Source organism: Sphaerisporangium sp. NPDC005289 (assembly GCF_040607455.1).
GTDB lineage: Bacteria > Actinomycetota > Actinomycetes > Streptosporangiales > Streptosporangiaceae > Sphaerisporangium > Sphaerisporangium rhizosphaerae.
This window is the reverse complement of sequence record NZ_JBEXGS010000006.1, coordinates 20,059-41,660: the sequence shown is the minus strand read 5'-3', so window position 1 is coordinate 41,660 and position 21,602 is coordinate 20,059. Positions and strand designations below refer to the sequence as shown.

At 71.1% G+C, this 21,602-nt stretch carries 19 protein-coding genes, 1 tRNA gene and 1 pseudogene; 9 read left to right on the top strand and 12 right to left on the bottom strand.

The window, feature by feature from the left end; all coding sequences use genetic code 11:
* Nucleotides 1-191: 191 nt before the first annotated feature.
* From ABZT47_RS12670 to ABZT47_RS12660, 3 genes are read left to right on the top strand one after another with little or no spacing between them, the layout of a single operon-like run.
* Entirely contained in the window at nucleotides 192-527 is a 336-nt protein-coding gene (locus ABZT47_RS12670) for a YciI family protein (RefSeq protein WP_354839816.1), read from the top strand.
* Nucleotides 524-1,789, top strand: a complete 1,266-nt coding sequence (locus tag ABZT47_RS12665; protein ID WP_354839813.1) for a sigma-70 family RNA polymerase sigma factor — start codon at nucleotides 524-526, stop codon at nucleotides 1,787-1,789. The genes ABZT47_RS12670 and ABZT47_RS12665 overlap by 4 nt, the downstream gene beginning before the upstream one ends.
* Nucleotides 1,767-2,273, top strand: a complete 507-nt coding sequence (locus ABZT47_RS12660) for a DinB family protein (RefSeq protein WP_354839811.1) — start codon at nucleotides 1,767-1,769, stop codon at nucleotides 2,271-2,273. Before ABZT47_RS12665 ends, ABZT47_RS12660 begins: the two co-directional genes overlap by 23 nt.
* Nucleotides 2,274-2,296: 23 nt before the next feature.
* Here the strand turns inward: ABZT47_RS12660 and ABZT47_RS12655 are convergent, their stop codons facing one another.
* The 10 genes and pseudogenes from ABZT47_RS12655 to ABZT47_RS12610 form a co-directional block, all read right to left on the bottom strand.
* Complete coding sequence (locus tag ABZT47_RS12655; protein ID WP_354839809.1) at nucleotides 2,297-2,458, bottom strand: hypothetical protein; 162 nt, start codon at nucleotides 2,456-2,458, stop codon at nucleotides 2,297-2,299.
* A 238-nt stretch (nucleotides 2,459-2,696) separates the two neighbouring features.
* On the bottom strand, nucleotides 2,697-3,959 hold the full coding sequence (gene cysN / locus ABZT47_RS12650; RefSeq protein WP_354839806.1) for a sulfate adenylyltransferase subunit CysN: 1,263 nt from the start codon (nucleotides 3,957-3,959) through the stop codon (nucleotides 2,697-2,699).
* A 91-nt stretch (nucleotides 3,960-4,050) separates the two neighbouring features.
* Nucleotides 4,051-4,965, bottom strand: coding sequence for a sulfate adenylyltransferase subunit CysD (cysD, locus tag ABZT47_RS12645; RefSeq protein ID WP_354839803.1), 915 nt, complete (start codon nucleotides 4,963-4,965; stop codon nucleotides 4,051-4,053).
* 22 nt (nucleotides 4,966-4,987) lie between these two features.
* Entirely contained in the window at nucleotides 4,988-5,761 is a 774-nt protein-coding gene (locus ABZT47_RS12640; protein WP_354840620.1) for a 3'(2'),5'-bisphosphate nucleotidase CysQ, read from the bottom strand.
* Nucleotides 5,762-5,804: 43 nt separating this feature from the next.
* On the bottom strand, nucleotides 5,805-7,133 hold the full coding sequence (locus ABZT47_RS12635) for a sugar transferase (RefSeq protein ID WP_354840617.1): 1,329 nt from the start codon (nucleotides 7,131-7,133) through the stop codon (nucleotides 5,805-5,807).
* 355 nt (nucleotides 7,134-7,488) lie between these two features.
* A complete protein-coding gene (gene pth, locus ABZT47_RS12630) occupies nucleotides 7,489-8,085 on the bottom strand; it encodes an aminoacyl-tRNA hydrolase (RefSeq protein WP_354839800.1) in 597 nt (198 codons plus the stop codon).
* A gap of 185 nt (nucleotides 8,086-8,270) precedes the next feature.
* The gene (locus ABZT47_RS12625) at nucleotides 8,271-8,867 is read right to left on the bottom strand and encodes a 50S ribosomal protein L25/general stress protein Ctc (protein WP_354839797.1); all 597 of its coding nucleotides are present in this window, start codon (nucleotides 8,865-8,867) and stop codon (nucleotides 8,271-8,273) included.
* Nucleotides 8,868-9,128: 261 nt separating this feature from the next.
* Complete coding sequence (locus tag ABZT47_RS12620; protein ID WP_354840614.1) at nucleotides 9,129-10,106, bottom strand: ribose-phosphate diphosphokinase; 978 nt, start codon at nucleotides 10,104-10,106, stop codon at nucleotides 9,129-9,131.
* A gap of 231 nt (nucleotides 10,107-10,337) precedes the next feature.
* Nucleotides 10,338-11,759: pseudogene (glmU, locus tag ABZT47_RS12615) on the bottom strand (bifunctional UDP-N-acetylglucosamine diphosphorylase/glucosamine-1-phosphate N-acetyltransferase GlmU); the annotation flags it as partial.
* A gap of 199 nt (nucleotides 11,760-11,958) precedes the next feature.
* A tRNA-Gln gene (locus ABZT47_RS12610) sits at nucleotides 11,959-12,031 on the bottom strand.
* Nucleotides 12,032-12,324: 293 nt separating this feature from the next.
* Here ABZT47_RS12610 and ABZT47_RS12605 point away from each other — a divergent pair.
* From ABZT47_RS12605 to ABZT47_RS12585, 5 genes are all read left to right on the top strand, one after another.
* Nucleotides 12,325-12,777 carry a hypothetical protein gene (locus ABZT47_RS12605; protein WP_354839794.1) on the top strand — a complete coding sequence of 151 codons (453 nt, stop codon included), beginning with the start codon at nucleotides 12,325-12,327 and terminating at the stop codon, nucleotides 12,775-12,777.
* Between the two features lie 229 nt (nucleotides 12,778-13,006).
* Nucleotides 13,007-13,948 carry a fatty acid desaturase gene (locus tag ABZT47_RS12600; RefSeq protein WP_354839791.1) on the top strand — a complete coding sequence of 314 codons (942 nt, stop codon included), beginning with the start codon at nucleotides 13,007-13,009 and terminating at the stop codon, nucleotides 13,946-13,948.
* A 187-nt stretch (nucleotides 13,949-14,135) separates the two neighbouring features.
* The gene (locus ABZT47_RS12595) at nucleotides 14,136-15,281 is read left to right on the top strand and encodes a TetR family transcriptional regulator (protein ID WP_354839788.1); all 1,146 of its coding nucleotides are present in this window, start codon (nucleotides 14,136-14,138) and stop codon (nucleotides 15,279-15,281) included.
* 57 nt (nucleotides 15,282-15,338) lie between these two features.
* On the top strand, nucleotides 15,339-17,432 hold the full coding sequence (locus ABZT47_RS12590) for an RNA degradosome polyphosphate kinase (protein WP_354839785.1): 2,094 nt from the start codon (nucleotides 15,339-15,341) through the stop codon (nucleotides 17,430-17,432).
* Complete coding sequence (locus ABZT47_RS12585) at nucleotides 17,425-18,318, top strand: NUDIX hydrolase (RefSeq protein ID WP_354839782.1); 894 nt, start codon at nucleotides 17,425-17,427, stop codon at nucleotides 18,316-18,318. Before ABZT47_RS12590 ends, ABZT47_RS12585 begins: the two co-directional genes overlap by 8 nt.
* Before the next feature lie 117 nt (nucleotides 18,319-18,435).
* Here ABZT47_RS12585 and ABZT47_RS12580 read toward each other — a convergent pair whose 3' ends face one another.
* On the bottom strand, nucleotides 18,436-19,932 hold the full coding sequence (locus ABZT47_RS12580; protein WP_354839779.1) for a CYTH and CHAD domain-containing protein: 1,497 nt from the start codon (nucleotides 19,930-19,932) through the stop codon (nucleotides 18,436-18,438).
* A 198-nt stretch (nucleotides 19,933-20,130) separates the two neighbouring features.
* A complete protein-coding gene (locus ABZT47_RS12575) occupies nucleotides 20,131-20,955 on the bottom strand; it encodes a trans-aconitate 2-methyltransferase (protein ID WP_354839776.1) in 825 nt (274 codons plus the stop codon).
* Between the two features lie 55 nt (nucleotides 20,956-21,010).
* On the opposite strand from ABZT47_RS12575, the gene ABZT47_RS12570 reads away from it, so the two are divergent.
* Nucleotides 21,011-21,553 (top strand): MarR family transcriptional regulator, encoded by a 543-nt coding sequence (locus tag ABZT47_RS12570; RefSeq protein WP_354839774.1) that lies wholly within the window; start codon nucleotides 21,011-21,013, stop codon nucleotides 21,551-21,553.
* The last annotated feature ends 49 nt before the right edge of the window (nucleotides 21,554-21,602 follow it).

The following is a 21,602-nucleotide window of genomic DNA, read 5'->3' as shown; positions in this document are numbered from 1 at the left end:
GGGGGCGTCATGGGCGAACTACCGCTCCCACCGCTGCGGCGTCGGACACGTGACCGCACAGTCCAGTCAGTGAGTGACGAGGCACGAGCAGGGGCGCGACATGCTGGAGGGGAGAAATCTGCGCGGGTTGTCCGGAAGCGGGGAGGGCGTTCGTCACTAGGGTGCGAGCAACCGAACCAGGGAGCGATGAGATGAAGTACATGATGTTCGTCTGCACCGATACCGAGCCTGACACCGACAAGGAGAACGCGCCTGACATCGACGTGTGGGTGGAGGAGAACGACGCCAAGGGCCGGCGCCTGCAAGGTATGGCGCTGGCTCCCACGTCCACCGCCACCACGGTCCGGGTGCGCAACGGGGAGCTGCTGGTCTCCGACGGTCCCTTCGCCGAGACCCAGGAGGTGATCGTGGGCTTCGACCTGCTGGAGTGCGCCGACCTCGACGAGGCGATCGAGGTGGCCCGCGCCCACCCCATGGCCAGGGAGGGACGGCTGGAGCTGCGGCCGTTCGCCGACTTCGAGCAGTGACGAGTCGCCCTGACGGGTCCCCGGCGGAGGCGGCCGCCGCGGCGGCGGCCGTCGACGCCTACCCGCGCATCGTGGCCGCGCTGATCCGCGTCATCGGTGACTGGACGCTGGCCGAGGACTGCGCCCAGGAGGCGCTGGCGCTGGCCCTGCAGCGGTGGCCCGTGAACGGAGTGCCGGACAATCCAGGCGGCTGGCTCATGACGGTGGCCCGCAACCGCGCGATCGACACCCTGCGGCGCGCGTCGGTGGAGCGCCGCAAGTTGCGCGAGCTGGCGGTCTTCGCGCTCACCACCGAGGACGGGGGTGCTCCTGCCTCGCAAGCGGAGGACACGATCGTGGACGACCGGCTCCGGCTCATCTTCACCTGCTGCCACCCGGCGCTGTCGATGGAGGCGCGGGTGGCGCTGACCCTGCGGACGATCTGCGCCGTGCCGACCTCCGACATCGCCCGCGTCTTCCTGGTCAGCGAGTCGACCATGACCCGGCGCCTGACCAGGGCGAAAGCGAAGATCGCCGGTGCGGGCATCCCGTACCGGGTGCCCACCGGACGGGCGCTCGCCGAGCGGCTGCCCGGCGTCCTCGCGGTGCTGTACCTGCTGTTCACCCGCGGCTACACCGCCGGCGGCGAGCCCGCCTTCGCCGAGGAGGCGATCCGGCTGGCGCGGCTGCTGCGGCTGCTCATGCCGCGCGAGCCCGAGGTGGCCGGCCTGCTGGCCCTGTTCCTGTTCCACCACTCCCGGCGCGACGCCCGCCGCGACGCCGAGGGGAACCTGCTCTCCTTGGACAAGCAGGACCGGTCGCTGTGGGACCACGCCGCGATCGCCGACGGCCTGGACATCCTGGCCGGTCTCGGCCAGGACGGCCCGTACGCGCTGCAGGCGCACATCGCCGCGCGCCATGCCACGGCGGAGTCGGCCTCCGGCACCGACTGGCCGGCGATCGCCCGCTGCTACGACCGGCTGGCCCGGCTGCGACCCACTCCCGTGGTGGAACTGAACCGCGCCGTGGCGCACGGCTACGCCTACGGTCCGGCGACCGGCCTGGATCTGCTGGCCCGCGCGCGCTCCGGCGGCGCGCTGGACGACTATCCGCTCGCGGTCGCCGCGGAGGCCGATCTCACCGCCCGTGACGGCGACCATGCCCGGGCCGCCTCCCTGTTCCGGCGGGCCGCCACCGCCGTCCACAGCAAGCCGGAGCGCCGGGCCCTGCTCGACCGCGCCGATGAGGAGGATGACAAGCATGCCGCGAACGGCTCCCACTGAGACCGAGGTCCTGCTCGACGCCCTGAACGATCAACGACGCCACGTGCTGGGGATCCTGGAAAGGCTCGGCGAGAAGGACCTGCGGCGGCCGGTGCTGCCGTCGGGATGGAGTTGCCTGGGCCTGGTGCGGCATCTGGCACTGGACGTGGAGCGATTCTGGTTCAGGGCCGTCATCGCCGGAGACCCGGCCTTCATCGACGCGCTCGACCCGTCCGACGACGCCTGGCAGGTCGATCCAGACGTGCCCGCCGAGGAGATCCTCGCCCTCTATCGGCGGGAGATCGAGGCCGCCGACGCCGTGCTCACCGCCACGCCGCTGGACGCCCCGCCGGCCTGGTGGCCTGGGGACCTGTTCGGCGACTGGCGCCTCCACACGACGCGGGAGGTCGTGATGCACGTCATCACCGAGACCGCCTGCCACGCCGGCCACCTCGACGCGGCCCGCGAGCTCATCGACGGCCGCACCTGGCTCGTCCTGACCTGAGCCGGTCCGGCACCGCCCCCGGCTCACCCCGACCGGGCGTCAGCGGCGCCGGAGGGATCAGCGACGTCGGAGGCGTCAACCGGGTCGGGGACGCCGATCAGCTCTCGTAGTTCTGTAGAGGCGACCAAATCGGCGGTGTGCTGAACAAAAGTCCCCGGGCCGGGGTCGTGGCGTTCGTCGTCCATCGGTGCACCTCTCGAATCGCGAGCCGTCATACCAGGCGACGACACAGGCCACGCGAATTCGACAGGAAGCCACGGACGAACGTCCGGAAGATCGGCCGCCCGGCGGCGAACACGCCGCCGGGCGACCATCACCGGACGCGGAACAGAGCCGCGAGAACGCGCCGGCGGACCTCATCGCCCCACGAGGGCACGCGAGCGGGCAGCGGCCCGCATGACGCGATCGGTCCGCGGGGACGCCTCAGCGGGCGTCGACGATCATGCCGGCGCCGACGGTGCCGTTGGTGGCCTCGTCGATCAGGATGAAGCCGCCGGTCATACGGTTCCTGGCGTAGTCGTCCACGAAGAGCGGCTGGGTGACCCGCAGCGACACCCGGCCGATCTCGTTGAGACCGAGCGAGCCGGCCGACTCGTCCCGATGCAGGGTGTTGACGTCCAGCCGGTAGTGCAGGTCGCGCACCAGCGCGCGGGCCGTGCGGGTGGTGTGCTTGATGACCAGCTTGGAGCGCGGGCCGAGCTTGAGGCCGTCGGTCATCCAGCAGACCATCGCGTCGATGTCCTGGGCCACCTGCGGCTGGTTGTGCGGGCGACAGATCATGTCGCCCCGCGAGATGTCGATGTCGTCCTCCAGGCGGAGGGTGACCGACATGGGGGGAAAGGCCTCCTCGATGGGGCCGTCGAAGGTGTCGATGGCCGCCACGCGGGTGGTCAGACCCGATGGCAGGTGCATGACCTCGTCGCCCGGCTTGAGGATGCCGCCCGCGACCTGGCCGGCGTACCCGCGGTAGTCGTGGAACGCCGGGTCGGTGGCGCGCTGGGGGCGGATCACGTACTGCACGGGGAACCGCACGTCGACCAGGTTGCGGTCGGAGGCGATGTGCAGGTTCTCCAGGTGGTGCAGCAGCGAGGTGCCCTGGTACCACGGCATGTTCTCCGACCGCGTGACGACGTTGTCGCCGTGCAGTGCCGAGATCGGGATGAAGGTGAGGTCGGAGACGTTCAGCTTGGCCGCGAAGGCGGTGAACTCCTCGCGGATCTCCTCGAAGCGGTCGCGCCCGTAGTCGACCAGGTCCATCTTGTTGACCGCCAGCACCAGGTGGGGCACCCGCAGCAGCGTGGTGAGGAAGGCGTGGCGGCGCGACTGCTCGACCACGCCCTTGCGCGCGTCGATGAGCACGATGGCCAGGTCGGCGGTGGACGCGCCGGTGACCATGTTGCGGGTGTACTGGATGTGGCCGGGGGTGTCGGCGATGATGAACTTGCGCTTGGGCGTGGCGAAGTAGCGGTAGGCCACGTCGATGGTGATGCCCTGCTCGCGCTCGGCGCGCAGGCCGTCGGTGAGCAGCGACAGGTCGGTGTACTCGGTGCCGCGGTCGCGGCTGGTGCGCTCGACGGCCTCCAACTGGTCCTCGAAGATCGCCTTGGAGTCGAAGAGCAGGCGCCCGATGAGGGTGGACTTGCCGTCGTCCACCGAGCCCGCTGTGGCGAAACGCAGGATGTCCATCAGAACTGCTCTCCATCGGGTGTGCGGGCGGAGCGGCGGAGGGGCGTGCGCGCGGGCCGCGGGAGGGGCGGGGGCGGGGCAAGAGGGGGCATCAGAAGTACCCCTCCTTCTTGCGGTCCTCCATGGCGGCCTCCGAGGTGCGGTCGTCCGCGCGGGTCGCTCCGCGCTCGGTGATGCGGGTGGCGGCGATCTCGGCGAGGATCTCCTCCACCGTGGCGGCGGTGGACTCGACCGCGCCGGTGCAGGTCATGTCGCCGACGGTGCGGTAGCGGACGACGGTCTCGTAGACGGGCTCGTCCTCGCCGCGGTTGACCACCTCGTGGTCGGCGAGCAGCATGCCGTCGCGCTCGAACACCCTGCGGGTGTGGGCGTAGTAGATCGAGGGGATCTCGATGCCCTCGCGCCGGATGTAGTCCCAGATGTCCAGCTCAGTCCAGTTGGAGAGCGGGAAGACCCGGATGTGCTCGCCCTTGCGGATGCGGGCGTTGTAGAGGTTCCACAGCTCGGGACGCTGGTTCTTCGGGTCCCACTGGCCGAAGTCGTCGCGGAAGGAGAACACGCGCTCCTTCGCGCGGGCCTTCTCCTCGTCGCGCCGGGCGCCGCCGAAGACCGCGTCGAACTCGTGCTCTTCGATGGCGTCGAGCAGCGTGGTGGTCTGCAGCCGGTTGCGGCTGGCCCGGCGACCGGTCTCCTCGGCCACGCGGCCGGCGTCGATCGACGCCTGGACGGAGGCGACGACCAGGCGGGCGTTCAGCTCGGCCACGCGCCGGTCGCGGAACTCGATCACCTCGTCGAAGTTGTGCCCGGTGTCTACGTGCATCAGCGGGAAGGGGATGGGCGCCGGCCAGAACGCCTTCTCGGCGATGCGGACCATGACGATGGAGTCCTTGCCGCCGGAGAAGAGCAGACACGGACGTTCGAACTCGGCCGCGACCTCCCGCATGATGTGGATGGCCTCGGCTTCGAGGACATCGAGCTGCGACGTCGTGTAATCGCTCTGGAGCACTGCTCTTCCTCCGGGGTGGGCCCTATCGGTGCACGTCGCGGATGCCGGCGAGCAACGTTGGCGCCAGATCCGGTAGGGAAGCCAGGATATCCGGCAGTGAGGGGTTCTCCTGGTTGTAGGTCAGCGGCGACCCGTCGATGCGGCTCGCGTGGGCTCCGGCGGCCAGCGCGACGGCGACCGGGGCGGCGGAGTCCCACTCGTACTGCCCGCCGCCATGGACGTACGCCTCGACCTCGCCGGTGATCACCGCCGCGATCTTGGCGCCGGCCGAGCCCATGGGCACCAGGTCGGCGCCCACGAGGTGGGCGAGCTTCTTGACGAACTCCGGCGGGCGGGTGCGGCTGACCGCGATGCGGGCGCGGCCGCGGCGCGGGGCGGGGAGAGCGGGCGGCTCGGCGGTGGACAGCGTGACGCCCTGGGCCGGCAGCGCGACGGCCCCGGCGACCAGCGTGCCGGAGGCGCGCTCCCAGAGGGCCACGTGGACCGCCCAGTCGGCGCGGCCCTGCTCGCCGAACTCGCGGGTGCCGTCGAGCGGGTCGATGATCCACACCCGCTCGGCGGTCTGGCGGCGCGGATCGAGCCGTTCCTCGCGCGTGCCCTCCTCGGACAGGACGCTGTCGCTGGGCCGCAGCCGGGCCAGCGCCTCGGCCAGATAGGCGTGGGACTCCTGGTCACCCGCGTGGCGCAACGCCACCGGGTCGTCGAACCCCTCGCGGTCGCGCAGGGCCAGCAGCCTCTGGCCGGCCTCAGCCGCCAGGTCTCTCGCGAGCGCGTGGTCGTCGCGTATCGTCACGATGCCCTTTCTGGTGCGCACCCGGGTTGTCGTCCCTCACCTCGGGCTAATACGCGCCCGAGCCACGTGCCACGGCCGACCAGGTCTTCCACAGGATCTGAAGATCCAATGTGAGAGACCAGTTCTCGACATAACGCAGGTCCAACCGTACCGATTCCTCCCACGAAAGGTCAGATCTGCCGTTGACTTGCCACAGGCCCGTCATACCCGGGCGGACGACCAGCCGCCGGCGGACGTCGTCCCCGTAAGTGGCGACCTCTTCGGGGAGCGGCGGTCTCGGGCCGACCAGCGACATGTCACCGGCGAGCACGTTGAACAACTGGGGCAGCTCGTCCAGAGAGTACCGCCGTAGGAAGGCCCCGAGCGGGGTGACCCGCGGATCGTCTCGGATCTTGAACAGCACGCCGTCGGCGTCGCTCACGAGGTGGACCTTGCGGCGCTCGGCGTCCGGGCTCATCGTGCGCAGCTTGAGGATGGTGAACTCCGCGCCGTCCCTGCCGACCCGCGTCTGCCGGAACAGCGCCGGCCCCGGGCCGCTCGACCGGACGGCCACCGCGAGCGCGGCGAGGACCGGCGCGAGCACGGCGATGGCCAGGAGCGCGACCGCGCGGTCGAAGAGGTTCTTCAGAAGCTGGCGGAACCCCGACAGCTCGGGGTGCTCGACGTGCAGCAGCGGCAGCCCGGCCACCGGCCTGATGGTGGTGCGCGGCCCGGCGACCTCCATCAGCGCCGGGGCGACGACCAGGTCGGTGCGAGTGGTCTCCAGCCGCCACGCCAGGCGGCGCAGGGCGGTGCCGTCGAGCTCGGGGCACGCCAGCACGGCCACGGTGTCGGCCGCGACCTGCCCGACGACCAGCGGGACGTCGGAGAAGTCGCCGAACACCGGGACGCCCTCGACCGTGCCGGCGGCCTCGCCCCGCGGCAGGCACACGCCCACGATCTGCATGCCGTGGTACGGCTCGCGCCGGAAGCGGCGGACCAGCTCGGCGGTGGACGACCGGTGGCCGACCGCCACCACCCGCCGCATGCACCGCCCCCTCGCCCTGCGGTGGTGGAGCGCCAGGCGCAGGGCATATCTGGAGGAAAGGGTGAGCGCGGTCATGAGGGGGAGGTCGAGGACGACGTACCCGCGTGCCAGGTCGGTCTTGGTGACGTAGGAGGCGATCGCCACGCCGGCGGTCAGGAAGAACCCGCACCGCGTGATGCGGCGGAACTCCTCCGGCCCCACGCCGACCAGCCGCGCCTCGTAGGCACGGTTGAGCGCCACGGCCGCCACCCACAGCACGGGCAGCACCAGGCTGAGCACGAGATACGGCGCGACGTACGGCGTGACCTCGCCGAACCGCACCACGATCGCCACCGCGCCGGCGGCCAGCCCGCACCCGAGATCGCCCGCCACCGCGCAGAGCCGGTAGCGCCGGACCCAGCGCGGGCGGAACGACCCCCCGCCCGCACCGACCCGCCGCCGCGCCCGGGGACGGAGACGGGCACGGGGCCTGACGGCCGCAAGCGCCACGAAGGCCGCAGCGGAGCTCTCCCCCTCGCGCACGCATCCCCCAAGGTGACCGGCCGAACACTCTCGGTGAGAATGCTAGCTGTCGCCTCCGACACTCTTGGGGGAATCCGGTAACTCCCTTTACGAACGCACGGGCGTGTCAACGCGCGAACGACCGCCGCGCCATGTCGGCCCTGCCGCGCCGCGTCGGCGATCGGCGTGGGACCTGGCGAGGTCAGCGCGGGGGTTTGAGGGGTTTGAGGTCGGAGGCGTGGAAGGCGTTCTGGGTGGCCTCCAGGCCTGAGGTGATCAGCGACTCGGCGACGTCGGCGGCGCGGTCGACGAGCAGGGGGAGGTCTTTGCGCTCACCCGTGGCGAAGTCGCGCAGCACGAAGTCGGCGGGGTCCATGCGCCCGGGCGGCCGGCCGACGCCGAAGCGCACCCGCAGATAGTCCTTGGTGGCGAGCGACTTGGTGAGCGAGCGCAGCCCGTTGTGGCCGTTGTCGCCCCCGCCGAGCTTCACGCGCAGCGCCCCGTACGGGAGGTCCAGCTCGTCGTGGATCACGATGACGTTCGCCGGCAGGACCTTGTAGAAGTCGGCGAGCGCCTTGACCGGGCCGCCGGAGAGGTTCATGTACGAGCGGGGCTTGGCCAGCACGACGGGAGCGCCCACGAGGCGGCCTTCGACGATCTCGGCACGCGACTTGTGCGCCTTGAACCGGCCGCCGACCCGTGCGGCGAGCTCGTCCACCACCATGAAGCCGGCGTTGTGCCGGTTACCGGCGTACTCGGGACCGGGGTTGCCCAGCCCGACGACCAACCAGCGGTCCACGACGACCTCTTCCGTCTTCGGTTCCACTCAGAGCCCGCGGCGCGCGGCCGGCGGGACCGGCGTCCGCACGCCGGACAGGGCAGCCGGGCGGCCGATGAACGGGCGCCCGGCTGCCCTGGCGACGATACGGGACTGCCGTTGGGTGCGGGCCGCCCGCGAGGCGCGGGCGGCCGGCGGGTGCGGCCTTACTCGGCGGCCGCCTCGCCCTCGGCGCCGCCCTCCTCGCCCTCTTCGGTCTCGGCCGAGGTCGGGACCCCGGTGACCTGGAGGATGACCGTCTCGGGGTCGGCGGCCAGCGTGGTGCCCTCGGGGAGCTTCAGGTCGCCGGCGGTGACGACCGCGCCGACCTCCAGGCCCTCGATGTCGACCTCGACGCCCGTCGGGATGTGGGTGGCCTCGGTCTCGACGGCGATGGAGAGGAGCTGCTGGTCGAACAGGCCGCCGGGGGCGATGTCGCCGGTCGTGGTGACCGGGAGCTCGACCGTGACCTTCTCGCCGCTCTTCACCAGCAGCAGGTCGACGTGCTCGAGGAAGCCCTTGATCGGGTCCTTCTGGACGCCCTTGGGCAGCGCCAGCTCGTTCAGGCCGTCACCCTGGAGGCGGATGAGGACGTTCGGCGTGCGCAGAGCGAGCAGCAGCTCGTGACCCGGCAGGATCAGGTGCTTGGTGTCGGTGCCGTGGCCGTACAGGACGACGGGGACCTTGTCGGAGCGACGGATCTTGCGGGCGGCACCCTTGCCGAACTCGGAGCGCGGTTCGGCGGCGATGCGTACTTCGGACACGGCATGTCTCCTAGGGAAACTCGGGAACTTCGGAAAGGAAGAACGGCGCTCACCCTCACCCGCCCTAGCGGAAGGCGTTACGAGCGCGGAACCTCGCGGAACCCTCAGAGCTTACCCGACCGACCGCGTCGCTCGGATCGCCGCCGGGCGACCGGGAGCGCGCACGGGCAGGACGCGGAACACGAGCTCCGCGCCCTGCTCACCAAGCTCCCCGGCCCCCGCCTGAGCGGGCCTGCTTCACGAGGCGGGCGGGGGCGGAGGTCAGGCGTCGCCCTCGAAGAGGCTGGTGACCGAACCGTCGCTGAAGACCTCGCTGATGGCGCGGGCGATCAGCGGGGCGATCGACAGCACGGTGAGCTTGTCGAAGCGCTTGGCCTGCGGGATGGGCAGAGTGTTGGTGACCACGACCTCGGAGATGCGCGAGTTCTTCAGCCGGTCGACGGCCGGCTCGGAGAAGATCGCGTGGGTGGCGGCCACGATGACGTTCGTCGCGCCCTGCTCGTACAGCGCGTCGGCCGCCTTGCAGATGGAGCCGCCGGTGTCGATCATGTCGTCGATCAGCACACAGGTGCGCCCGCGCACCTGGCCGACGACCTCGTGCACCTTCACCTGGTTGGCCACGTCCAGGTCGCGGCGCTTGTGGATGAACGCGACCGGGGTGCCGAGCTGGTCGGCCCAGCGCTCGGCCAGCCGCACCCGGCCGGTGTCGGGCGAGACGATCGTGGTGACGGCCGGGTCGAGCTTGCCGCTCAGATAGCGGTGGAGCACCGGCAGTGCGAACAGGTGGTCGACGGGCCCGTCGAAGAAGCCCTGGATCTGCGGGGTGTGCAGGTCGACCGACATCAGCCGGTCGGCGCCCGCGGTCTTGAACAGGTCGGCCATCAGGCGCGCGGTGATCGGCTCACGGCCGCGCCCCTTCTTGTCCTGGCGGGAGTAGCCGAAGAAGGGCAGCACCACGGTGATGCGCTTGGCCGACGCCCGCTTGAGGGCGTCCACCATGATGAGGTGCTCCATGATCCACGTGTTGATGGGCTCGGTGTGGCTCTGGATGACGAAGGCGTCGCTGCCGCGCACCGACTCCATGTAGCGGGCGTAGATCTCTCCGTTGGCGAAGTCGTGCAGCCTGGTCGGCGTGATCTGGATGCCGAGGTGCTGCGCGACCTCCTCGGCCAGCTCTGGATAGGCCCGGCCGGAGAAGAACATCAGGTGCTTCTCCCCGGTGGTCTTGCGCCCGGTGATGTTGACCTCCTCGGCCGCCTGGCCACCGGACGGAGCCGTGAAGGGCTCGTCGCGCCTGTCGGCCGGCTCGCCGCGCTGGTTCATTTCCAAAGCTCCCCGCTATCGTTCGCCGGCCGGTTCGGCCCGCTCGCTGCTTTCGGCCTGCTGGGATGGTGTACCCGGCCCGCCGTTCCCCTCGCGCCCGGACGGTGCGTCGGGGCCGTTCGTCCCACCCTCGTGGCCGTCACGCCCGGCGAGCGCACGCGCGGCGGCCTCCGCCGCGGCCGTGCCGGCGCGCCTGCGCGCGACCCACCCTTCGATATTGCGCTGGTGGGCCCGGCCGACCGCCATCGCCCCCGGGGGAACGTCGGTGGTGATGACCGACCCGGCGGCGGTGTAGGCGCCGTCGCCGATGGTGACCGGGGCGACGAGCATGTTGTCGCCGCCGACCCGGGCGTGGTCGCCGACCGTGGTGTGGTGCTTGTGGACGCCGTCGTAGTTCAGGAACACCGTGGCGGCGCCGATGTTGCTGCCCTCGCCGATGGTCGCGTCGCCGACGTAGGACAGGTGGGGCACCTTGGACCCGGCGCCGACGCGGGCGTTCTTCATCTCGACGTAGCTGCCGGCCTTGGTCCTCGGACCGAGGACGGTGCCGGGCCGCAGGTAGGTGAACGGGCCGACCGAGGCGTCGGGGCCGATCTCGGCGCCCTCGCAGACGGCGTTGCGTACCACCGCGCCGGCGCCGACGACCGTGTCGGTGAGCGTGGTGCCGGGCCCGACCTCCGCGCCGGAGGCGACGCTCGTGCGGCCGTGCAGCTGGGTGGCGGGGTGCACCACGGCGTCCGGCTCGATGGTGACGCTGACGTCGATCCACGTGGTGGCGGGGTCGATGATGGTGACCCCCGCCCGCATGTGGGCGTGCAGGATGCGGGTGTTGAGCACGCCGCGGGCGAAAGCGAGCTGGACCCGGTCGTTGACGCCCTCCACCTCGACGTGGTCGGCGGCGATGTACGCCCCGACGCGGTGCCCCTCCTCGCGCAGGATGGACAGCACGTCGGTGAGGTACTCCTCGCCCTGGGCGTTGGCCGTGGAGACGCGCTTGACCGCGTCGGCCAGCAGCAGCCCGTCGAAGGCGTAGACCCCGGAGTTCATCTCCCTGATCATCCGCTGCTCCGGCGAGGCGTCCTTGTCCTCGACGATCGACAGGACGGCGCCCGCGGCGTCGCGGACGATGCGGCCGTACCCGGCCGGGTCGGGCACCTCGGCGGTCAGAACGGTCACCGCGTTGCCCTCGGCCGCGTGCGTGGCGAGCAGCTCGCCGAGGGTCTCGGTGCGCAGCAGCGGCGTGTCGCCGTAGGTGACCAGGACGGTGCCGTTGATCGTGCCCACCGCCTCAAGGACGGTGCGCACGGCGTGGCCGGTGCCGTTCTGCTCGGTCTGGACGACGGCGTGCGCGTCGGGGCCGGTCGCGGCGAGATGGGCCTCGACCTGCTCACGGGCGTGCCCGATCACGACGATCAGGCGTTCGGGGGAAAGGCCCCTGGCGGCCTCCAGCATGTGGTCGACCAGCGCGCGGCCGCACAGCTCGTGGAGGACTTTGGGTTTGACGGACTTCATCCGGGTGCCCTCGCCGGCGGCGAGGACGATGACGGCTGCCGGGCGCGGCACACTCACGGACTGAGGCTCCCTCGGCGTCGCGGCTGAGACATTGGCGGACGGGCCGACGCGCGGCAACCGTACAGGCACCGCTCGGCCACCCACCCGACACCGTGAGAATACCCGTCGTCTCCCGGGAGGGATCCAGCCCCCTCGCGGAAGAGTCACGAGCTGTGCGGACTCGTTGTGAGGAGGCTCGCGACAAGATAAGGGAAAGTTCCGGCGCCTGGACTCGAACCAGGACAACCCTGCTCCAAAGGCAGGTGGGCTGCCAATTACCCTACGCCGGACCGATGCGACACCTTCCCCGAACCGCGGAGACCAGAATACCCACGAGGGACCGGTCCCGCACTGTGCCTGTGGCGCTCCCTTCGGCCGCGCGGTGCTCGGGCGCCTTTGAGCCGGTCACGCGTCGGGGGCCGGGCCATGGGATCCGCGGAGATGAGCGCCAGGACGACGGCGGCGAGCCGGCGGGATGCACCTGTGCGACTCGTCCACTGGTGCCGTCCGAGACCCTGGACCATGATCGATCGAGGATCTCGCACTTGTGCGGTGGCGGGTGACCAGCGCCATGATGGACGGCGTGATCGGATGGATGCGGCGCATCCCGCGATGGGCGGTGGCGCTGATCCTCGTGTACGTCGTCACCCTGGTCTTCGTGGGCACGGTGTCGCACCTCGTCGACCTCGCCCGCGGCGGCCTGCGGCCCTATCACTGGGCTCCCGGGTGGCTGAACCTGTTCTGGACCTCATTGACGATCTTCGATACGGCGGCGGCCGCGCTCCTGATCCTCGGCAGGAGGGTCGGGGTGGATCTGACCTGCGCCATCATGGTGACCGACCTGGCGGCCAACTGGTACGCGGTGTACGGCATCCAGCACAGCGACTTCTTGGCCCAGCCCGGCTTGCAGCGCCTCACCGCCTTCGCCCTGTTCGTCTTCGTCACCGCCCCTCTCCTGCGCCGCCGCGGCTTTCGCGCACCGCCCGCCGGCGCCGCCGCACAACAAGCGCCACCGGTCACGACGCCCAGGCCCTGATCGGAGGCAGACGGACCGAGCGCGGGGAAACGGTCTGATGTTGGTGGGGGTGAGGGTGCATCCCTTTAACAGATGGGGGCATGTATGCGCAAGGCGTGGACCCGCCACGGGTTCCGGGCCGAACCGTCACCTTCCCCACATTCCGGCTTAGGGATTCTGAACTTACGATGGCGTAGGTTACGGTTACGTAGCTACAACCACACTTCGCTCGAACCACGTGAGGTAGCCCATGACAGTCGTCGCCGACCGTACGAGCCCGCCGCCCCCCCGGCCGGATCTCGAGCCGGAACCGAAGAGCAACTTCGAACGCGTGCTGCTCGTCATCTTCGTGACCGTCCCGTTCCTCGCGCTGGTCGCGACGGTGCCGATGGCCTGGGGCCACTTCCTCGGCTGGAGCGACGTCGCGATCACCCTCTTCTTCTACGTGTTCACCGGTCTCGGCGTCACGGTCGGTCTCCACCGCTACTTCACCCACGGCTCCTTCAAGGCCAACCGCCCGCTCAAGATCGTGCTCGCCATCGCCGGCAGCATGTCGCTGGAGATGGGCGTCATCGACTGGGTCGCCACCCACCGCCGCCACCACAAGTACTCCGACAAGGAGGGCGACCCGCACTCGCCGTGGCGCTTCGGCAACGACTGGAAGGCGCTGACCAAGGGCCTGCTGTTCGCCCACATCGGCTGGATGTTCTCCTCCGAGCGCACCAACCAGGAGCGCTTCGCCAAGGACCTGATCAACGACAAGGACGTCCACCGCATCCACCGGTTGTTCCCCTGGCTGGTCCTCGCCTCGCTGACGCTGCCCGCCGTCATCGGCGGCCTGGTCACCTGGTCCATCACCGGCGCGCTGACCGCGTTCTTCTGGGGGAGCCTGGTGCGCATCGCCCTGCTGCACCACGTGACCTGGTCGATCAACTCGGTCTGCCACGTCTTCGGCGAGGAGACCTTCGAGGTTCGCGACAAGTCCCGCAACGTGTGGTGGCTCGCGATCCCGTCCTTCGGCGAGTCCTGGCACAACCTGCACCACTGCGACCCGACGGCGGCCCGTCACGGCGCGCTCAAGGGGCAGATCGACCCGAGCGCCCGCGTGATCCGCTGGTTCGAGCAGGCCGGTTGGGCGACCGACGTCCGGTGGCCTACTCCTGAGCGGCTGGCGGCGAAGCGGCTTGGCTGATCCAGCCTCCCTTTCGGGCCGCCCGATGGCGGCCCGATCTCTCATCCCCTCTCTTTCCACCCCCCAGAGCGTGCCTCCTCCTCGTGCCCGCGTTCCCGCTCCCACCACCCCACAGAAACCCGACATAGCTCGTCAAAGTGGGGTATTGGCGGTTGCCGCGCCCGCGAGGCCAGCCATTATTGAATCCATGACCGAACCGCGCTCACGCGTGCGCATGACCGGCAAGGAACGCAGAGAGCAGCTCATCCGCGTCAGCCGCACGCTGTTCGCGGAGAAGGGGTTCGACGGCACCTCCATCGAAGAGATCGCCGCCAGCGCCCGGGTGTCCAAGCCCGTCGTGTACGAGCACTTCGGCGGCAAGGAAGGCATCTACGCCGTCGTCGTCGACCGCGAGATGCAGCGGCTGCTCGCCCTGGTCGCCGTCGCGCTGAACGCCGGCCACCCCCGGGTACGCCTCGAACGCGCCGCGCTGGCGCTGCTGCAGTACGTCGAGGAGTCCAGCGAGGGGTTCCGCATCCTCGTGCGCGACTCGCACGCCGCCTCGGGCACCGGCACGTTCGCGAGCCTCATCAGCGACATCGCCAGCCAGGTCGAGGACGTCCTGGCCGACCAGTTCGCCGACCGCGGTTACGCCCCGACGCTCGCCCCGATGTACGCCCAGATGCTCGTCGGGATGGTCGCCCTCACCGGCCAGTGGTGGCTGGACGCGCGCAAGCCCGACCGCGAGGAGGTCGCCGCCCACCTGGTCAACCTCGCCTGGAACGGTCTCACCGGCCTGGAGGCGCACCCGGCGCTCACGGCCGTCACCGCCCGCGGGCTGCCCGCGATGACCGCCGCGGCCGAGCTGCGGAGCCTGGCCCGGCCCACCAAAGAAGAGCTCAAAGACCTCGAACGGCTCCGCGAGAAGGAGCACAAGGAGCAGGAGAAGGTCCGCGCGCGCGAACTGCGCGAGCAGGAAAGGCTGCTCCGCGACCAGGAGAAGGCCCGGGCGCGCGAGCTGCGCGAGCAGGACAAGCTGCGCCGCGAGGAGGAGAAGCTGGTCGCCCGCGAGCAGCGTGAGCGCGAGAAGCTCCGCGCCCAGGAGGCCAAGCTCGCCGAGCAGCAGGCCAGGCAGGCCGAGCGCGAGGCCGCCAGACGCGCCAAGCTGGCCGCCGAGCGCGCCGAGCGCGTCCAGCGGGGCGAACGCGTGGAACTGGTCGAGCGCATCGAGCTGGTCGAACGCGTCCCGCTGACCGAGCACGCCAGGCACGTCGGGCAGGGCGAGCTTGAAGGCCGGGAGACCCAGATCACACAGCCCTCCACCAGCACCGATGCCGAAGAGCGGGCGAAGTAAAACCGTCGTTGCCGAAAAGTTAACGTGTCGTTCAACCGAGTAGGGCATTTTGGACATATGTCCGCCGAGATCGTGCAGCCGACCCCTGAAGGACACGACGAGCCTCAGCTTTCCCAGGAACGCTTCCTCAACCGCGAGGAGAGCTGGCTGGCCTTCAACCAGCGCGTACTCGAAATGGCCGAGGACCCCGCCGTGCCGCTGCTGGAACGGGTGCGTTTCCTCGCCATCTTCGCCAGCAACCTGGACGAGTTCTTCCGGGTCCGGGTCGCGGGCCTGAAACGGCGGATGGCGACCGGTCTGCTGCTGCGCACCAAGAGCGGGCTCAAGCCGCGCGAGGAGCTGGCCCGCATCGCGGCCATCGCGGACGACCTCGCCCAGCGGCACGCCGCCGCCTACCACAAGCAGCTCTGCCCGCAGCTCGCCGACGTGGGCATCGACGTGGTGCGCTGGGACGACCTCGACAGGGACGAGCGCACGGCGATGCGCAAGCTGTTCCGCGAGCGGGTCCGCCCGGTGCTCACCCCGCTCGCCGTGGACCCCGCGCACCCGTTCCCCTACATCTCCGGCCTCTCGCTCAACCTGGCCGTCACGGTGCGCAACCCGGGCAACGGGCAGACGGTGTTCGCCCGGGTCAAGGTGCCCTCGCAGCTGCCCCGCTTCGTCGCCGCCTCGCCCAACCGCTTCGTCCCCCTCGAGGACGTCATCGCCGCCCACCTCGGCCAGCTCTTCAAGGGCATGGAGATCCTGGAGCACCACGTCTTCCGGGTGACCCGCAACGAGGACCTGGACGTGGACGAGGACGTCACCGAGAACCTCATGCAGGCCCTGGAGAAGGAACTGCTGATGAGGCGCTTCGGCCCGCCGGTGCGGCTGGAGGTCGAGGACACCATCAGCCCCGCCGTGCTCGACCTGCTGGTGGACGAGCTGGACGTGGCCGACCACGAGATCTACCGCCTGCCCGGCCCGCTCGACCTGACCGGCCTGCACGCGATCGCCGACCTCGACCGCGGCGAGTTGAGCTTCCCGCCGTTCGTCCCCAGTGAGGCCGTGCACGCCGAAGACGACATCTTCTCGGTGCTGCGCGAGCGCGACATCCTCGTGCACCACCCCTACGACTCCTTCTCCACCAGCGTGCAGCGGTTCATCGAGCAGGCGGCGGCCGACCCGAGCGTCCTGGCCATCAAACAGACGCTGTACCGCACCAGCGGCGACTCCCCCGTCGTCGACGCGCTGATCGACGCCGCCGAGGCCGGCAAGCAGGTCGTCGTCGTGGTCGAGATCAAGGCGAGGTTCGACGAGCACGCCAACATCAGCTGGGCCCGCAAGCTGGAGAAGGCCGGCTGCCACGTCGTCTACGGCGTGCTCGGCCTGAAGACCCACGCCAAGCTGGCCCTGGTCGTGCGGCAGGAGCAGTCGGGCGAGCTGCGCCAGTACTGCCACATCGGCACCGGCAACTACAACCCCAAGACCGCCCGGCAGTACGAGGACTTCGGCCTGCTCACCGCCGACCCGATGGTCGGGGAGGACCTCACCGACCTGTTCATCCACCTGACCGGGTACTCCTACCACTCGGCGTACCGGCGGCTGCTGGTGGCCCCGCACTCGCTGCGGTCGGGACTGCTGGCCCGTATCGAGCGCGAGATCGCCCACCACGTCGCCGGCCGCCCGGCCCGCATCCGGATCAAGTCGAACTCGCTGGTCGACGAGCCGGTGATCGACGCGCTGTACGCGGCGTCCAAGGCCGGCGTGCCGGTGGACCTGGTCGTACGCGGCATCTGCACGCTCCGGCCTGGGGTCCCGGGCCTGTCGGAGAACATCCGGGTCCGGAGCATCCTCGGCCGTTTCCTGGAGCACTCGCGCATCTACGAGTTCGGGTACGGGCGGCGGCCGGAGATCTGGATCGGCAGCGCCGACCTGATGCGCCGCAACATCGAACGCCGCGTGGAGGCGCTGGTGAAGGTCAACAGCGCCCAGCACCGGGCCTACCTGTCGGAACTGCTCGACCTGTCACTGGCCGACACCACCAGCAGCTGGTGGCTCACCAGCGAGGGCACCTGGGTGCGCCACCATCAGGCGGAGAACGGCGATCCCCTGCTGGACCTGCAGTCACACCTGGTCGGCCGGCGCCGGTGGAGGACGATCGATGACTGACGGCACGCCGAACAGCGGCGGAATGATCAGGGCGGCCGGCGCCGTCGTCTGGCGCGGCGACCCGCGCGCCCCGGAGGTGGCGGTCGTCCACCGGCCGAAGTACGACGACTGGTCCTTCCCCAAGGGCAAGCTGAAGCCGGGCGAGCACGCCATCACCGGCGCCCTGCGCGAGGTGGCCGAGGAGACCGGGGTGAGCGCCACGCTCGGCCGCCGCCTGCCCGCGGTCCACTACATGAAGGGCTCGCGGCTCAAGCGCGTCGACTACTGGGCCGCCCGGGTGGTGGCCGAGGTGGCGCACGACCCCACCGACGAGGTGGACCACCTCGCGTGGCTCCCCGTCGCCGAGGCCCGCCGCCGGCTCACCTACGAGTGGGACGCCGGGCTGCTCACGGCCCTGACCTCGGCGCCGGTGGACACCACGCCGCTGGTGATGGTCAGGCACGCCTACGCCGGCTCCCGGCAGGCGTGGGACGGCGATGACGAGCTGCGCCCCCTGGACGCGGAGGGCGAGGCGCAGGCCGAGGCCGTCCGCGACATCCTGTACGGCTACCGTCCCGCGTCGCTGGTCAGCTCGCCGAGCCGGCGCTGCGTGCAGACCCTGCTGCCGTACGCCGCCCGGCAGGCGCTGCCGATCCGCACCGAACGCGTGCTGAACGAGACGAACTTCGACCGCTCGCTGACGCTGAAGGCGACCCTGCCGCTGCTGGATGAGGGCCTGTCCACGGCGGTGTGCAGCCACGGCAAGGTGCTGCCCGAGCTGATCGGCGGGCTGTGCGAGCGGCGCCTCGACGGCCGGCCGGAGGACTTCCACCTGCGCAAGGGCGCGATCGCGGTACTGCACCACGCCGGCGGGCGCATCGTCGCCATCGACCGCCACCGCACCTGACCGCTTCGGTGCCTTCTGAACGCTGCTGACGGCTCTCTCTGGACCGCTTCGACGCCTTCCGAACGCTCCCGACGGCCCCGCGCGGTCAGCCGGCGGCCGAGGGGTTTCTCCGCGCGGTCAGCCGGCGGCCGAGGTCACCTCGTCCCAGACGCGGGGGAAGACGGCTCGGGAGCGCTCCGCGGCGGCGCGCTCCAGGCCGAGGAGCAGGCCGTAGGTGAAGGTGTCCTCCCCCGCCTCGCGGGCCCGCTCGGTCTCCTCCAGCAGGACCTCCTGGGCCACGACGCCGTCGAGGTAGAGCCCGAGCGACTCCTGGACCGCCTTCGCCCGCCCGGCGAGGCCGGACGCCCGGTCGCCGAGCAGGGGCTTGAGCGCGTCGGCGGTGTACCTGGCCCGTTTGGCGGCCTTGCGGACGTCGTGCATGGCGGTCTCGCGCGCCTCGGGGTCCTCGATCATCCGCGCCTCGTCGTACTTCTTCGCCACGCGGTGCCAGGACCTGTCGGCGACCTTGGCGAGCGTCGTGTCGGCCTTCCTGGCGGCGAGCGGGGTGAGCGGCGGCTTGGCGACCATCGTGTCCAGCCGGTCCAGCAGGGCGAAGTAGCGCTCGCCCTTCATCGCCTCCGTGGCCCGCGCGAGCGCCTCGCCCTCGCGGCGTTCGAGATCCTCGCCGAGGCGGGCGCGGACCGGCCCGGCGACCAGGCGGGGCTCCAGCTCGTCCAGTGTGCGGGCGAACCGGTCGCGGATGACCTCCAGGTCGCGGACCTCGCCGAGCACGCCGGCGATCCACCGCAGCTCGTCCTGGACGCCCGTGGTCTCGGCGACCACGTCGGAGAAGGACCGGAGCGCGCTGCGCAGGCGGCGACAGGCCACCCGCATCTGGTGGACGGCGTCCTCCTCGACCTGCCGCACCCGGGGGTCCTGGGCGAGCAGCGCGGTGACCTGTGATCTCAGGTAACCGACCACGACGGCGCCGGCCGTGCCGTCCTCCTGCTCGGCCAGGACCGGGACGGGGATGCGGTCGCCGAGCAGCCGGGCAAGTTTGCTCTGCGTGCCGGCCGGGGTCGCCCCGGCCTTGCGCAGCGCCTTGCCGACCCGCTTGAGCAGCGCCTCGTCGCCGCCGGTCAGCTCGGCCTCGACCTCGCGCCAGCGCTCGACGTGCCGGTCCTCGCCGAAGGCCGTCGCGAACACCGTCCCCTTGACGTTGTCGTCGGCGACCTCCAGCAGTTGCCGGCCGTCGGCGTCCCGGACGCTGGTGACCTTGCGCACCGTCTCCAGCTCGGCGACCGGGACGAGCGGCTCACCCCGGGTCAGCGCCAGGACCAGGTCCGACAGGCGGCGCGGAACGATCTTGGCGCTGCGCGTCAGGGGGTGGGTGACCTCGTTCCGCACACCCTTCGCCTTGGGCAGCTTGAGGTGCCATCCGGCGTCGTGGCCGCCCCGCCGGCGGCGCAGGGTGATCCCCCGCGCGGCCAGCCGCAGGTCAGCGGTATCGAAGTACACGGCCACCAGCTTCTCCGCGACCAGCTCGACGGCCTCGGCGATCCCGCGGACGGCGGCGAGGTCCGGTACCGCGAAGTCCGCCGGCACATCGAACTTGTCCTCGATCTCGAGCGCCATGCTCACCTCACAGCCGGCCGGATACGATCCTCGTCCCATCAAGGACAATACGGGACGCATCGCCCGGACGAGCGGTCACCGGTCCGGCATAGGCGAGCCCCCCGGTCCGGGCGGCCACCGGTTCGGCATAGGCGAGCCGCCAGGTCCGGGCGGCCACCGCTCGCGCGCAGGGAAGCCCAGAGCCGGGGCGGTCGCCGGTCAGGCGGGGCGTGGAGCGCGGGCGACGACGAAGACGCGGCGGAAGGGGAAGGCCGTGCCGTACGACCTGCGCGGGTAGGCCTCGGCGAGCACCCGCGCGCAGTCGGCGAGGAACGCCTCGCGTCTGTGCTCGTCGGCGCCGATGCGGTCGAGCATCGGACGCAGGGCCGTGCCCATGATCCAGTTGAGCACGGCGTTCTCGCCCTGGAGCAGGTGGACGTAGGTCGTCTCCCAGGTGTCGACCTCGCACCCCAGCCCGGCCAGCAGCGAGAGGTACTCCTCGGGATCGCCGACCGGGGTGTACCGCACCAGGTCGCCGAGCTCGTCCCTCCAGGCGTCGCCGGCGCAGACCTGCCTGACCAGGGCGTGGCTCGGAGCGTCGAAGTTGCCGGGCACCTGGAAGGCGAGCCAGCCGCCGGGGCGCAGCGCCCCGACCCAGCCCGGGAGCAGTTCCCGGTGCTCGGGCACCCACTGCAGCAGGGCGTTGGAGACGATCACGTCGACCGGGCGCTCCGGACGCCAGGACCGGACGTCCCCCACGCTGAACGCCGGCCCCTCGGGCCCCTCGGGCCCCTCGGGCCCCTCGGGAGCCTTGGGAGCCTTGGGAGCCTTGGCGATCATCGCGGGCGAGGAGTCGACACCGTGGACGGCGGCGCCCGGCCAGCGCTCGCACAGCGCGGCGGTCAGCTCGCCGGTGCCGCATCCGAGGTCGACGACGTACTCGGGATCATCGGCGCGGACCCGGGCGATCAGCTCGAAGAAGGGCCGGGCGCGCTCGTCGGCGTACCGGCCGTAGACGGCGGGGTCCCACATATCTCTCGACATCAAGATATTCATACTGGGCGAGATCTCTCGATGTCAAGAGAGATAGACTCTGCCCATGACGACGCGCCGGAGCGATGGGACCGCCGAAGATTCCGCGCGGGACGAGGTCGACCAGCTCGTCGCGTCGTGGCGCCAGGAACGTCCCGACCTCGACGTCTCACCGCTGGAGGTCCTGAGCCGGGTGTCCCGGCTGGCCCGCCACCTCGACCGCGCCCGCCGCGCGTCCTTCGCCGAGCACGGCCTGGAGCCGTGGGAGTTCGACGTCCTGACGACCCTGCGCCGCTCCGGCCCGCCGTACGAGCTGAGCCCCGGCGCCCTGCTGCGCGCCACCCTGGTCACCTCCGGCACGATGACCAACCGCATCGACCGGCTGGCGGCCGCACGGCTGGTGCGCAGGCGGCCCGACCCCGAAGACCGGCGCGGAGTGCTGGTGTCGCTGACCGAGCAGGGCCGGACCCGCGTCGACGAGGCGTTCGCCGATCTGCTCCGGCGCGAGCGAGAGCTGCTGGCCGGCCTCGACCCCGCCGACCGCGACACCCTGGCCGCCCTCCTACGCACCATCCTGGTCCCCTTCGACTCAGCCCAGAACACCACCTGACCCCCCGTCCGGTCACCGATCATGCGAGGTGTCCCGCCGCAGGCCGGCG

What these genes read in the sequence shown, in the direction of transcription:
- ABZT47_RS12670 (WP_354839816.1), top strand. Translation starts at nt 192, where the DNA reads ATGAAGTACATGATGTTCGTCTGCACCGATACCGAGCCTGACACCGAC.
- ABZT47_RS12660 (WP_354839811.1), top strand. Translation starts at nt 1,767, where the DNA reads ATGCCGCGAACGGCTCCCACTGAGACCGAGGTCCTGCTCGACGCCCTG.
- ABZT47_RS12655 (WP_354839809.1), bottom strand. Translation starts at nt 2,458, where the DNA reads ATGGACGACGAACGCCACGACCCCGGCCCGGGGACTTTTGTTCAGCAC.
- cysN (WP_354839806.1), bottom strand. Translation starts at nt 3,959, where the DNA reads ATGGACATCCTGCGTTTCGCCACAGCGGGCTCGGTGGACGACGGCAAG.
- ABZT47_RS12600 (WP_354839791.1), top strand. Translation starts at nt 13,007, where the DNA reads ATGACAGTCGTCGCCGACCGTACGAGCCCGCCGCCCCCCCGGCCGGAT.
- ABZT47_RS12595 (WP_354839788.1), top strand. Translation starts at nt 14,136, where the DNA reads ATGACCGAACCGCGCTCACGCGTGCGCATGACCGGCAAGGAACGCAGA.
- ABZT47_RS12590 (WP_354839785.1), top strand. Translation starts at nt 15,339, where the DNA reads ATGTCCGCCGAGATCGTGCAGCCGACCCCTGAAGGACACGACGAGCCT.
- ABZT47_RS12585 (WP_354839782.1), top strand. Translation starts at nt 17,425, where the DNA reads ATGACTGACGGCACGCCGAACAGCGGCGGAATGATCAGGGCGGCCGGC.
- ABZT47_RS12580 (WP_354839779.1), bottom strand. Translation starts at nt 19,932, where the DNA reads ATGGCGCTCGAGATCGAGGACAAGTTCGATGTGCCGGCGGACTTCGCG.
- ABZT47_RS12575 (WP_354839776.1), bottom strand. Translation starts at nt 20,955, where the DNA reads ATGTCGAGAGATATGTGGGACCCCGCCGTCTACGGCCGGTACGCCGAC.
- ABZT47_RS12570 (WP_354839774.1), top strand. Translation starts at nt 21,011, where the DNA reads ATGACGACGCGCCGGAGCGATGGGACCGCCGAAGATTCCGCGCGGGAC.